Here is a 12,187-nt window from a genome sequence, read left to right on the forward strand (position 1 = left end):
GCCTCGAACGTTGTCAACACCATTCATTGTAGTCTTTTTCGCTTCACTATGCATCATAATTTTTTCACAGTTTGCAGTGTTTAAAATACTTTTTCTAAAACAGGTCAAAAAATGGACAAAAGTGGCGAAATGGCCGGAGATTTCCAAGGTGTCCGTCACTTTCACCCCTTACTTATTCAACTTCCAGAACGAATAATTCAATCCGAGCGCAAATGCCACCCATCCGATATACGGAATCATCAAACCGCCAGCCAGGTGATCTGCTTGGTAAAACCGATATGTCGTCCACGTGATCGCACCGAGGAGTACCGCCATTTCAATGAGCGCCGTTCCCCGAAGCTCCCACTTAAAGAACAGAAACGACCATAAGAAATTGAGGCCGAGCTGGATTTCATAAGGGGCAAGCACTTCCCGCTCCTTGCCGTACGGTTTGGATTTTTCTTCAGCCCGGTATTTCGCGACGCCCATCATTTTATAAAGGCTTGTCCAAACGATAGGAAAGATCCACCCGGGCGGCGCAAACGACGGGCTTTTCAAGCGCCGGTATTGTTCGCGCGTATTTCGGTTTGCGAGCGCACCGACGATCGATCCGCCGACGACCGGAATCAGGATGCTTTTAGCCAGGTTTTTGGCGTGTATACGCCCATTGACTGATGCAACTTCCATATTGCTCTCCTCCTTCTAATAGACTCGTTCTTCAGCACGTTTGTCGACTTTATAGGTGAATTCCAATTCAACGGTCGTTGCCGGCTGGACCCGGATGATAAATTCCACTTCCGAGCTGCTTTGACGTTCATAGTCATGAGTAGAAGATTCCATCTCCCATACCCGCTCATAAATGGCATGGTTGACAAAAACCCGGGTGCTGCCCACTTTCCTGTTCTCGAGCTCGTACACATAAGTGATGTATTCATGGACCCCATGCTTTTCGCGTAGTTTTTCATAGCTTTTGCTTTCGATATCGAGTGCTTTGCCGATATCGACGCGTACATTTTTGCTGACTGCGGTGTGGTCGATATGATCTTCCCCTGTGAAAAATACTTCACCGAAATCTCCAGATTCGTACACCTTCACCAACCCTTCCGGCAGTGGCATGCCGAGGCCGTTTTCTTCAGTATTCGGAAACTCCAGCTCGACCTTGGCGTATGTATCGCCAGCACGTATATGATAGGTCCGCTTGAAATCACTGCCCCTAGCCGATAAAAGCGCCAATTGCTTTAGCTGCTCATTCATTACCGTGACCGGCCGGCCGATCCGGTAAACAAACCGCTCGGGCAACGACTCCGTTGCAATTGACGGAGCTTGCATCCGTGAATATAAGATCCGTGAATCGCCATTACGCATTTCTTCTTCCCTGTGCACCACGCCTGCCACTAACGCAAGCTGCGCATTTTCATAATGCGCTCCGCTATGGTTAAGGATTTTCACCCAGCCGTCAAATTGGAATTGCTCGTCTTTGATCTCCAATGTGTAATGGGCATGCCATTCCAAGCTTTTCGTTAAATACGAAACCATGATTTCCTGGTCCAGTAAGGCAGGTTCAATTTTCCATATGAGTGCGGGCTTCAATAGCAGGCCTTCGGGCAATGCCGGAAGAATCAACTCGCCTATAGGATCAACGACGATTTCTTTCGTATCGGTCCGTTCGCCGATGATGCATTCCGCTACACTGAGCAAACGTATCTCCATTTCCTCCCCGGTTTCGGCATTTCGCACATGCACATTCCGGTTGATATAGCGTTCCAATAGCTTCCCTTTGCTGATTAAATCGTAATCGTAGTTCTGCTCCAGGATATCAAGGCCTTTAACGACAATCGAATCCGTCTCTACCCGTTCTGCGACGTCCATAAATTGCACTTCTTCCACCGCTTGTTCTGATTTTAAATATCTCATTTCCCGGACCAGTGCGAATCCTCCAGTGTAGGCTACCACCGACAAGTTTTTTTGCTGACGCCGTGCAGACTGCAGTTTCATGACAACCGCTCCTTTTTGAATCGACTATTCATCCTATGCTATTTCTTTTACCTTAGCACATTTGACACGGACCCACCCATTATTAATTGAATATTCAGTTATGAAAAAAGAAAAAACCCACTCCGGAAATCATCTTCCGAAATGAGCTTTTAAATAAACAATCGTTTCCATGCGCGCCTGTTCCGTCAGCGGCGACTTCTTTTCATGGATCAATTCACCGTACAACAAGTCGCCCAAGAAGCGCACTTCGCCGATGGCTTGTTTTTCGGTCTCACCGTCTATGACAGTCAGCTGAATGTAGAGCGATTGCTCCCGCTCTACATAATCCATAATTTGAACCGTCGTCTTCATTAGAATAGTCCGAGCGCTTGCCCGTCTTCTGAGACGTCCATATTGAGTGCAGCGGGAGTTTTGGGAAGTCCTGGCATCGTCATAATATCACCGGTTAAACAGACGATGAAGCCTGCTCCGAGTTTCGGGATCAATTCACGGATCGTCACCGTGAAGCCTTCCGGCCGCCCGAGCAGTTTCGGCTGATCCGATAATGAATACTGGGTCTTCGCCATGCAGATTGGCAATGAATCCCAGCCGTATTTCTTTAGCTCAGCCAATTGCTTCTGCGCCTTATCCGTCAGCTGAACATCCGCGCCGCCGTAAACTTTCTGCACGATGGTCCGCAGCTTTTCTTCGACCGAGTCTTCCTCTGCGTATAAATAAGTGAAATCTGCGCCTCTTTCAAGTTGGCGTTTGACGAGTTCCGCCAATTGAAGTCCGCCAGCGCCGCCTTTTCCCCATACTTCCGTCAGCGCAATCGCCACTCGTTCCGTTTCTGCCCAGTTCATCACTTGCGCAAGCTCAGCTTCGCTATCACCCGTGAAGCGGTTCAATGCGACGACCGGCTCAATCCCGAATTGACGGATGGTTTCCACGTGTTTCGCCAAGTTGACGATGCCGCGTCGCACGGCATCCGCATCTTCGCCGCTGAGTTCTGTTTTATCAACACCGCCGTGCATCTTCAGCGCACGCACCGTTGCAACGATGACGACCGCATCCGGATGAAAGCCGCCTATTCGTGATTTAATATGCATGAATTTCTCTGCGCCAAGATCCGCCCCGAATCCCGCTTCAGTTACGACGACATCAGCTAGGCTTCTCGCCGTATTAGTCGCCATCAGGGAATTACAGCCATGGGCGATGTTCGCGAACGGTCCGCCGTGAATGATTGCCGGTGTCCCTTCGATTGTCTGGACAAGATTCGGCTTGAATGCATCTTTCAACAAAAGTGCGAGCGCTCCCTGCGCTTCCAAGTCCCGGACTGTCACCGGTTCGCGGTCGTAAGTGTAGCCGATGACCATGCGCGCGAGGCGCTCTTTCAAATCCGCTCGTGAAGTGGCGAGACACAGCACTGCCATAATTTCCGAAGCGACCGTAATGTCAAATCCATCTTCGCGCGGAACGCCTTGTGCCGGGCCGCCAAGACCAATCGTCACATGGCGCAGCGCACGGTCATTCATATCGAGTGCACGCTTCCACGTAATCCGCCGCGGGTCAATCCGCAACAGATTGCCTTGATGCAGATGGTTATCAATTAATGCCGCCAGCGCGTTGTTGGCTGAGGTGATGGCATGAATGTCACCAGTGAAATGAAGGTTGATGTCTTCCATCGGCAGCACTTGTGCGTAGCCGCCGCCCGTTGCGCCGCCTTTAACCCCCATGACGGGTCCGAGAGAAGGCTCGCGGAGCGCCACCATGACCGACTCACCGCTTCTTTTCAAAGCATCAGCAAGACCGACCGTCACTGTCGATTTCCCTTCGCCTGCCGGTGTCGGGCTGATTGCCGTAACGAGCACGACTTTCCCTTTAGTGGTCGTCTTCTGCAATTTTGTCACATCGATTTTCGCTTTATATTTCCCGTATAATTCCAAAGCGTCTTCCGCAATCCCTGCTTGCTGCGCAATTTCCTGGATCGGCCGGATAGCCGCTCGTTTTGCAATCATCAAATCCGTCATCGCCATGCATTTTCCCAACTTTCAATTTTTCTTCCCATTATAACCCCGCTGAAGAAAAACACCAACCTGCCCTTCTTTCCATAAGCTAGATGACAAATTAAAAACGCACCTGATTTCTCAGGTGCGTAGTCTTTAAAAGCGCATTTCTTCGATAACTAGGAGTTCCGGGAAGTCCTCTTCGACTTTTCCCTGTAGCCCGTACTCTTCCAACAAATCATACAAACCGTCATCATCGAGCTTTAGAAAGCGCGGAAAATCCGGCCCATCGTATTGATTGAATTCCACGATGTATTTTTTTCGGCTATTGCGGGAAATGCTGTATACCTTAAACGCTTCATACTGCTTGGCCACGTCGATTCTTTGGCAAGCGAGAATCATTTCCGGATCCATCTTCTCCAAATGCATGTAGAGGAATGCTTGTGAGCGCGGCTGTTCCGCTGAAATCACAGCCATTTTGTCGCCATGGCGGTTGATAAAGCGCTCCGATAACTCTTGGTGAAACGAAATCGTCCCCCACTCTACTTGCCCTCTATATTTTTCGATAAAGCGTTCTGTCAATGTCTGTCCCCGTGTAACGGCGAGCCAGTCGACTTTTTCGGCATGCCGGTTGATCAACGACATCGGCAGTTGCTGGTGGTTGCTGAGCACATCCCAGTCAAGCTCATCCTGATGGCGCTCGATGAAGCGGGGGGATAGGCGCTTGCCGGAGACAAGCTGCCAGTATTCCCGTTCATCAAACGGACTACCATATGCTTGCAATGCTTTCACTTGCTTCGGGGACAGCTGAGTTTCTTTCGGGCGCCATTTTTCCTCAGACGAAAACTCTTCCAGAAAACCTTCCGACACTTGCTGGTGGCGGAGAATTTCGTCCCAGTACAGGAGATGGCTATTGTGCCGGATGAACGCCTCTGACAACGCTTGATGCTTGGAGACAAGCTGCCAGTGGATATTGCGGGCATTGTCGGTCAGAAAGCGCTCCGACAACCGCTCTGTTTCGCCGATCTTTTTCCACGCTACAGAACGTTTGCTTTCTAAGCCTTTTTCTTCCATCAATTGTTCAAGGGTGTTGAACATAAAAAACCACTCCCTCTTAGAAAAGTATTATGTATCATACTACCACGACTGTGCGGATAGTGAAAAAAGCCTGCCCACCAGATTGGTCTGGTGGGCAGGCTCGTCTTGCTGGATGGCTCATTTCTGTTGATTTTGTGTATCTGTCATGCGATTCTGTTCGTCGAGGTTTCTGGCATTTTCCTTAAAAGCCTGTTGTTCTTCACGCAACTCCTGCTCGCGGCGCTCTTCTTCCAGTCTTTCTTTGTTTTTGTCTCTTGCCATGTAGATCCCTCCTTATGTCTTACCTCTCGTATTCCCGTTAATCAAAAGCTCAAACAGGAAATCTGCTTGCTGAAATCCACTCCGATCGAGAGTATACTTAAAGAAAAGATACGGAAGGATGATCGCTATGACAGAAACCATCCACTGGGCGTATGCCGCCCAATGCGACTTTCGGCTCGCGATTGCCAGCACCAAACGCGGCCTGTGCTATGTCGGTTCTCCCGGGGAAGGCTTTGAAGAACTCGAACGCTATTGCCAGAAGCGCTTTCCAGAGGCGGAGTTCATTCATGATCCGGAAGCGCTCAAAGACTACAAAGAGTCACTCGAAGCCTTGCTGATGGGATCTCCTGAACGTTTTTCCTTGCCGTTCGATACTGAAGGCACCGATTTTCAGCGAGCAATTTGGCAAGCATTGCAAAAAATCCCTCACGGCCAAACCATTTCCTATTCCGAACTTGCCGCAAGTGTCGGCAAGCCGCAAGCTGTCCGCGCAACCGGATCTGCCGTCGGCGCCAACCCGCTCCTGATTTTCGTCCCATGCCACCGGGTAATCCGCAAAAGCGGCGATGTCACCGGCTTCCGGGGCGGCATGCCCTTAAAGCACCATTTACTGGAAATGGAACAACGCTGAACGCCCAAAAGCCGCCATCCGCAAACGAGCGGATGACGGCTTTTTATTTTTGCGGGGGCATGATGCCGTGGAGGATAAAGTCGATGTACAACTCTGAAAGCTCCGCAGTCGTCAAATCGCCTCCCGGCTGGAACCATTGATAGCTCCAATTGGTCACGCCGAGCACCGCAAAAGCAATCATTTTCGGATTCAGCTCCCGGCGGAATTCCCCGCCCCCGATTCCTTCTGCCAGCACCGCTTCGATCTGTTCCCGGAACTCGGCTCGTTTCGTGCGGATCGCTTGGGCGTTTTCCTCTTTTAAATGGCGCAGCTCACGGAAATAGACATTGGCAATCGGGCCTTGTTTTTCCATATCGCCGATCAATAAGTGGACCATCTCCGCTAATTTTTCTTTCGCCGCCGCCTCGGTCTGCAAAATCGTTTTCTGGCGCGTGAGCAACTCGTCAATGTATTGCTGGTGGATATCCATCAACAGTGCTTCTTTACTTTTGTAATGATAGTAAAACGATCCTTTCGTTACCCCGAGGGCATCGACAATATCTTGAATGGACGTTGCGCTATAGCCTTTGTCGACAAATAGCGCGATGCTTTTTCGCATGATTTCCCTTTTCAAACCCCGTCACTGCCTTTCTGAAAACCAGCGTTCTATTGTATGGCTATTATAGCATGATAGAAGCTTCAGACAGACCAAAAATGAGGCGAGCAAAAGGCCGGGTCCCCATTTCAGGCCCGGCCTTATCAATCATTCAGCTGGTTTTTTAACGATGGCTACTGTGCAGCGCGACACACAAATCAGCCGTTCTTCTTCATCGACTATTTTGATGTCCCAAATCATCGTGGTGCGACCTCTGTGAAGCGGCGTTCCGACTGCTGTTACCATGCCGTCTTTCTTACCCCGAATGTGATTGGCATTGATTTCCAGTCCGACCGCAATCTCATTTTCCCGGTCGATGGCGTGCCAGGTCCCGAAGCTTGCTACTGTTTCAGCCAGAACGACCGATGCTCCCCCGTGTAATAACCCGAATGGCTGGTGCGTCGCCGCATGCACAGGCATCGTCGCGACAATCCGCTCAGCCGACTGCTCGGTCAGTTCAATGCCAAGCACCCCCATGATCGTTTCTTCCACCGGTTTCATCTTCACCATTGTGTCCCCTCTTTTCTTAGCGCCTTTGCCTTTTTAAGGCGACAACTCTTTATATTGCTCCCGCAGCAGGAATTTCTGGATTTTTCCGCTCGCATTGCGCGGCAGCTCTTCGACAAAACGGTAGGACCGCGGCCGCTTGTAGCGGGCAAGGTTTTCGTTGTTGACGCAAAACTCTTCCAGATCTTGTTCTGTCAGCGACGGATCTTTCGCTACGACGAACGCCAGCACCGACTCGCCCCATTTCTCATCCGGCACGCCGAGCACCGCTACGTCCTGCACTTTGTCATGTCCGTGGAGCACATCTTCCACTTCGCGCGGATAAATATTTTCTCCGCCGCTGATGATCATATCATCGACGCGGTCGGCGACATATAAATAGCTGTCTTCATCCATATAACCTAAATCACTCGAATAGTACCAGCCTTTATACAACGATTTCTCCGTCGCATCTTCGCGCTGGAAATACCCTACCATCATGCTCGGTCCGCGAACGATGATTTCCCCGACTTCAAATGGTGCCATAACGTCCTCCGGTTCTGACGGCCCGTCTTCATTCGGGCGGACGATGCGGATTTCGTGGTTATAGGCTGCCTGTCCGGCTGAACCGGCTTTCGTTAATTGGTCTTCCTCCGACAAGAACGTAATTGCCGGACCCATTTCTGTCTGGCCATATGCCTGGATCAAATTAATGCCCAGCACTTCTTTGACACGTTTTACGAGAACCGGAGCCATCGGAGCTGCACCGTAAAGACCGCGTGTCAAACTTCTGACTTTCTGCTGTGCTCCCTCGATTTCAGCGATCATGCTCCACATGGTCGGAACCGCGAACATGACCGTCACTTTTTCTTTCTCAATCGTATCCAGCGCTAGAAGCGGATCGAATTGGTGCATGATGATGCTCGATGCCCCTGCCTGTACGCGTGGAATAATATTGCAATGCAGCTCCGCGCAGTGGAACATCGGGGCTGCCACCAAACCGATATCGTTTTTCGTCGTCTTGAGCATCGCGATGCACATCATGCTCTGTTCGGCCATACTCCGGTGCCGATGGATTACGCCTTTCGGCCGCCCCGTCGTTCCGCTCGTATACATAATTGCATACGTATCCTTCTCATCGACTTCAACACCTGGATCATCGGTCGAAGCTGATTCAATTTGCTCATGAAAACTCTTCGCAAAATCCGGAGTCCGCTCATCGATTGTCCAGAACTGTATAGCCGGAAATTGCGGTGCGACGACCGCGACGACGCCATCCAGCACACCTTCGAACAACACCACTTCCGGTTTGGCATCTTCTAAAATAAACGCCAGCTCTTCTGCTTTCAGGCGGAAGTTGATCGGATTGAAAATCGCGCCGATTTTGGCACATGCAAATAGCGCCGTCGCTAGTTCATGGTTATTAAAAAGATACGTAGAAACACGGTCGCCTTTTGCTACGCCCGCTGCCGTCAGTGCATTCGCTAAGCGGTGCACATCGTCCCGCCACTGCACATATGTCCAGCGCTTATTTCTCCGCAAATCAACTAACGCTTCACGGTTGGGGTGCAAGGAAACAGTATGGTCGAATATTTTCCCGAGTGTCGCATACATTCTTTTTTCCTCCCTTAACTGAATGGACGTTCATCATGAAACTACTTCAATAATGTCAGATTAGAACAAATATTTCAACAATTCTTTTAATGGAGCAGCTATTTCACCTCACTCACCTTTAAGTTAAAAGAAATCATTTCCACAAAGGTTTTTATAACCAAAATAAAACTCTTTATTATGACTTTTTATTTTGTAACACAAATGTAATATAAAACTTATTGCCTATATTCGTGAAACTGAATACACTTAAATAAAATTGCGCAAGAAATATTGCAAGCGCTGAAACCAAAAGGGGAATGAGCATGAAGAAGTTGATGGGGACGGCAATCGCGGCAGGGGTATTGTCTTTAGCACTTGGGGCTGCGGATACAGAGGCCAGTTCATATACAATCAAACCAGGCGACACATTATGGAAGGTGGCGGCAAGCAACCACGTATCCGTCACTAGCTTGAAAAGCTGGAACAAATTAAGTTCAGACGCCATCTATCCGAACCAAGTACTGCGTTTGGCTTCACCCGCTGCGGCAAGCACACCCGCACCATCTGCTCCCGTTGCTTCAGCACCCGCACGAACAGGCACCTATACAGTTAAAGCTGGCGATACTTTATCCAGCATCGCGCGCAACTATTCGACAACTGCAGCTAAAATTCAGCAATTGAACAACATTAACGGATCCATTATCCATCCTGGACAAAAACTTAAAGTTTCCGGAACTGCACAAGTCGTCGTCTCAGCGCCCGCACCGAAGCCCGCACCAACCGCAACTGCACCAGCACCGAAGTCAGCAACCAGTACATACCGCGTAGTCGGGGGCGATACGCTAAGCAAAATTTCCAGAAGCTATAATGTTTCCGTCGCTCAATTGATGAGCTGGAACAACTTGAACTCAAGCACTATCCGTGTAGGGCAAACATTGAGAATCCAAGGCGGCGCGGCAGCTGCACCGGCTCCTGTACAAGTTTCAAACCCCGCTCCCGCTGCTTCTAAGGCTGGCCAAGTAATCTCTATCGCCAGAACACAACTTGGCGTTCCTTACACTTGGGGCGGATCGACAACGAGCGGCTTCGATTGCAGCGGCTATCTCTTCTACGTTTACAACCGTGCAGGCATCACCATTCCGCGCACGAACACAATCGGCTATTACGCAAGCTCATTCACTGTCAGCTCACCACAACCGGGCGATCTCGTCTTCTTCAAGAACACATACCGCCCCGGCATTTCACACGTCGGCATTTTCATCGGCAACAATAGCTTTATCCACGCCGGCGGAAACCGTGTTCAAATAACCAGCTTGAACGATAGCTATTGGGGCAAGCATTTCGACAGCTTCAAACGCCTAAACGCCATGAGATAAAGAGAAACTTCAATCAGTAGGGGTTTTCATCCCTACTGATTGTTAGTTAATCCAATCGGCCGTTAAAGCGGGATAAAAGATAGCTCCGGAGAAATCCGGAGTTTTTTTGCGGAAAATTTTTCGAGGGCTTAGTTAGTCAGCCGTGAGGATGTTTGCTGTTTCATCGTCAACTGTTCCGCAGCCTCGCTTGGTCGGCCTTTCACATTAAGCCAAAGGGATTTTTATTGCGCTAAACAAAAAAAACTTGCACGGAAAAATCCGTGCAAGCTTTTATCGACCTTCGTTCGTTGCTTGTGCAATTTGTTCAGCTAAATCTTTGCCATTTTGAATGCATGCGCCGATCCCTACACCGTAATAGGAAGAACCCGCCAGGTGAATTCCCGGATAGGTTGCTGCAAGACGGGCTTCAAGTGATGTAATCACTGCTTTATGGCCCATGTGGTAGTTCGGCATGAGTTCATTCCACGGTGTCACCTCGATTACCGAAGGCTCTTCTTCAATGCCTAAACTTTTTTTAATGTCTGCTTTGGCTTTACTGGCGATTATTGCATCCGGGCTATCTTGCAACTCGCTGTATGCCGGATTGGAGCTCTTATAGAATAAACGCACCAATAAGTTGTGTTGCGCAGAGGTGTGCGGCCATTTACGGCTCGTCCACGTGCAGGCATTGCACACAAGGTCGCTTCCTTCTGACACGATAAAACCAGTGCCGTCTGCCGGCAATTGCTCATCTGGAAGGTCATACCCCAGGTACACGCTGATAAGCGAGGAGTTCAGCAATTGGTCGAACTCCGTGTTCAAGGTTTCATCTTTCACTAGCGCTTGGGCTGCTTGATGTGGAACCGCAAGTACGACATAATCCGCTTCGGTCGACGTCCCATCAGAAAAGCTCAATTTATAGCGCCCGCCTGCTTTCTCTAAAGCGGTCGTCTCGGTTCCTTTACGGATGCGCGCCGTTTCCATTTGTTCTTCCAAGCGGTCGATCAGCACAGCCATCCCCTCGTCAAACGAAATGAATTTTTTATTGGCCGCACCTTGGAATGTTTCTTTGTTCGCTTCAAATCCTTTGATGATGCTGCCGTAGTCCTTTTTGTAATCGATCAAATACGGCAATGTCGACGCCAATGGCAACTCGCGCAAAGAACCCGAGTAAACACCCGACAGCACAGGGGCAATCTGGCGGTCTACAAGTTCTTTGCCGAGAAACGCTTCGAGAAATTCCCCGATCGAACTATCTTTTGTAAAGCGGTCATTAGTAGTTTCAAAGTCTTTCATTGCCCGCTCTTTTCCCTCATCCGAAACGAGTGTCGAACTGAACAGCGCTTCCCGGTCCATTGGAATGCCGAATACCGTATCTTTCGGAATGGCATGCAATTTATTATCAGTATACAAATAGGAAATGCCCGTCCCGTTATAGACCATCCTCTCATTAAGACCGAGTTCTTCTACGAGCGGCAATACGCTTGCATGGCGAGCGACGATGGAATCTGCGCCGACCTCCATTGTGAATCCGCCTTTTTGAACCGTACGGATTTTCCCGCCAAGTTGTGCATCTTTTTCAACAAGCTCCAATTCCAACTCAAGCCCATGTTGCTTTTTCATCTGCTCCAAATAATGCATCGCCGAAAGGCCTGTAATACCCCCGCCGATGACCACAGCTTTCTTCATCCGAACCACTCCTTGCTATATATCAAACTAAAGAAATACGACTTATCAATAAACGAAACTATTTAATAATAGGTAAACAATCTACTTCTATTTTTTCGACGCCTTGATTAAGAAATGAAGCAAAACAGCGGAGAAACCCGTACTGCTCAATAATGCTACGCACTACCTCGCAAGGAATGAATGAGCGAAGTTTACTGAGCAAATCTTTTCTCGCAGCTGTTTTACGAAATGTAGTGAAATCCCATTCTTAACCTTTGTTTCTATATATTTTGAACTAAAGAAATATCAGTGAATTATCACTACTACTTGAACACTAACAATTTGCGAACAAACAGATATGTAGCAAAACTACGGAGAAAACCGTGCTGCGCACTGCGTCGCAAAGGATTGCCCTCGCAAGGTCGGGCAACACCCTTACCGCGGGAAAGCGAGTCAGCCGAGACCCCGCAAGGAATGAATGCGCGAAGGGAAGCTGAGCTTA

12 protein-coding genes are annotated in these 12,187 nt (G+C 49.3%); 2 read left to right on the plus strand and 10 right to left on the minus strand.

What is annotated here, in order from left to right:
- Positions 1 to 168: 168 nt before the first annotated feature.
- From J7E21_RS01410 to J7E21_RS01435, 6 genes are all read right to left on the minus strand, one after another.
- A complete protein-coding gene (locus J7E21_RS01410) occupies positions 169 to 666 on the minus strand; it encodes a TspO/MBR family protein (RefSeq protein ID WP_215104057.1) in 498 nt (165 codons plus the stop codon).
- A 15-nt stretch (positions 667 to 681) separates the two neighbouring features.
- A complete protein-coding gene (locus J7E21_RS01415) occupies positions 682 to 1,974 on the minus strand; it encodes a DUF4139 domain-containing protein (RefSeq protein ID WP_215104059.1) in 1,293 nt (430 codons plus the stop codon).
- A 129-nt stretch (positions 1,975 to 2,103) separates the two neighbouring features.
- Positions 2,104 to 2,325, minus strand: coding sequence for a hypothetical protein (locus tag J7E21_RS01420; RefSeq protein ID WP_215104061.1), 222 nt, complete (start codon positions 2,323 to 2,325; stop codon positions 2,104 to 2,106).
- A complete protein-coding gene (locus J7E21_RS01425; RefSeq protein ID WP_215104063.1) occupies positions 2,325 to 3,989 on the minus strand; it encodes a formate--tetrahydrofolate ligase in 1,665 nt (554 codons plus the stop codon). The genes J7E21_RS01420 and J7E21_RS01425 overlap by 1 nt, the downstream gene beginning before the upstream one ends.
- Positions 3,990 to 4,115: 126 nt before the next feature.
- Entirely contained in the window at positions 4,116 to 5,057 is a 942-nt protein-coding gene (locus tag J7E21_RS01430) for a hypothetical protein (protein WP_215104065.1), read from the minus strand.
- A 117-nt stretch (positions 5,058 to 5,174) separates the two neighbouring features.
- Positions 5,175 to 5,318 carry a hypothetical protein gene (locus tag J7E21_RS01435; protein ID WP_215104067.1) on the minus strand — a complete coding sequence of 48 codons (144 nt, stop codon included), beginning with the start codon at positions 5,316 to 5,318 and terminating at the stop codon, positions 5,175 to 5,177.
- Positions 5,319 to 5,445: 127 nt separating this feature from the next.
- Here J7E21_RS01435 and J7E21_RS01440 point away from each other — a divergent pair, with 127 nt between their 5' ends.
- Positions 5,446 to 5,949 (plus strand): methylated-DNA--[protein]-cysteine S-methyltransferase, encoded by a 504-nt coding sequence (locus tag J7E21_RS01440; RefSeq protein WP_251047745.1) that lies wholly within the window; start codon positions 5,446 to 5,448, stop codon positions 5,947 to 5,949.
- A gap of 43 nt (positions 5,950 to 5,992) precedes the next feature.
- Here J7E21_RS01440 and J7E21_RS01445 read toward each other — a convergent pair whose 3' ends face one another.
- From J7E21_RS01445 to J7E21_RS01455, 3 genes are all read right to left on the minus strand, one after another.
- Complete coding sequence (locus tag J7E21_RS01445) at positions 5,993 to 6,547, minus strand: TetR/AcrR family transcriptional regulator (RefSeq protein ID WP_251047746.1); 555 nt, start codon at positions 6,545 to 6,547, stop codon at positions 5,993 to 5,995.
- Between the two features lie 144 nt (positions 6,548 to 6,691).
- Complete coding sequence (locus J7E21_RS01450) at positions 6,692 to 7,090, minus strand: hotdog fold thioesterase (protein ID WP_215104200.1); 399 nt, start codon at positions 7,088 to 7,090, stop codon at positions 6,692 to 6,694.
- Between the two features lie 36 nt (positions 7,091 to 7,126).
- Complete coding sequence (locus J7E21_RS01455; RefSeq protein WP_215104074.1) at positions 7,127 to 8,683, minus strand: fatty acid--CoA ligase; 1,557 nt, start codon at positions 8,681 to 8,683, stop codon at positions 7,127 to 7,129.
- Positions 8,684 to 8,985: 302 nt separating this feature from the next.
- Between J7E21_RS01455 and J7E21_RS01460 the strand changes: the two genes are divergently transcribed.
- The gene (locus J7E21_RS01460; protein WP_215104076.1) at positions 8,986 to 10,038 is read left to right on the plus strand and encodes a C40 family peptidase; all 1,053 of its coding nucleotides are present in this window, start codon (positions 8,986 to 8,988) and stop codon (positions 10,036 to 10,038) included.
- A gap of 270 nt (positions 10,039 to 10,308) precedes the next feature.
- Here the strand turns inward: J7E21_RS01460 and J7E21_RS01465 are convergent, their stop codons facing one another.
- Complete coding sequence (locus J7E21_RS01465; protein WP_215104078.1) at positions 10,309 to 11,706, minus strand: protoporphyrinogen oxidase; 1,398 nt, start codon at positions 11,704 to 11,706, stop codon at positions 10,309 to 10,311.
- Between the last annotated feature and the right edge of the window lie 481 nt (positions 11,707 to 12,187).

Source organism: Planococcus sp. ISL-109, assembly GCF_018613655.1.
GTDB lineage: Bacteria > Bacillota > Bacilli > Bacillales_A > Planococcaceae > Planococcus.

Bases quoted from the DNA above. Each gene is read 5' to 3' on its own strand.
- J7E21_RS01435 (WP_215104067.1), bottom strand. From the start codon at position 5,318: ATGGCAAGAGACAAAAACAAAGAAAGACTGGAAGAAGAGCGCCGCGAG.
- J7E21_RS01430 (WP_215104065.1), bottom strand. From the start codon at position 5,057: ATGTTCAACACCCTTGAACAATTGATGGAAGAAAAAGGCTTAGAAAGC.
- J7E21_RS01465 (WP_215104078.1), bottom strand. From the start codon at position 11,706: ATGAAGAAAGCTGTGGTCATCGGCGGGGGTATTACAGGCCTTTCGGCG.
- J7E21_RS01410 (WP_215104057.1), bottom strand. From the start codon at position 666: ATGGAAGTTGCATCAGTCAATGGGCGTATACACGCCAAAAACCTGGCT.
- J7E21_RS01445 (WP_251047746.1), bottom strand. From the start codon at position 6,547: ATGCGAAAAAGCATCGCGCTATTTGTCGACAAAGGCTATAGCGCAACG.
- J7E21_RS01420 (WP_215104061.1), bottom strand. From the start codon at position 2,325: ATGAAGACGACGGTTCAAATTATGGATTATGTAGAGCGGGAGCAATCG.
- J7E21_RS01455 (WP_215104074.1), bottom strand. From the start codon at position 8,683: ATGTATGCGACACTCGGGAAAATATTCGACCATACTGTTTCCTTGCAC.
- J7E21_RS01415 (WP_215104059.1), bottom strand. From the start codon at position 1,974: ATGAAACTGCAGTCTGCACGGCGTCAGCAAAAAAACTTGTCGGTGGTA.
- J7E21_RS01460 (WP_215104076.1), top strand. From the start codon at position 8,986: ATGAAGAAGTTGATGGGGACGGCAATCGCGGCAGGGGTATTGTCTTTA.
- J7E21_RS01440 (WP_251047745.1), top strand. From the start codon at position 5,446: ATGACAGAAACCATCCACTGGGCGTATGCCGCCCAATGCGACTTTCGG.
- J7E21_RS01425 (WP_215104063.1), bottom strand. From the start codon at position 3,989: ATGGCGATGACGGATTTGATGATTGCAAAACGAGCGGCTATCCGGCCG.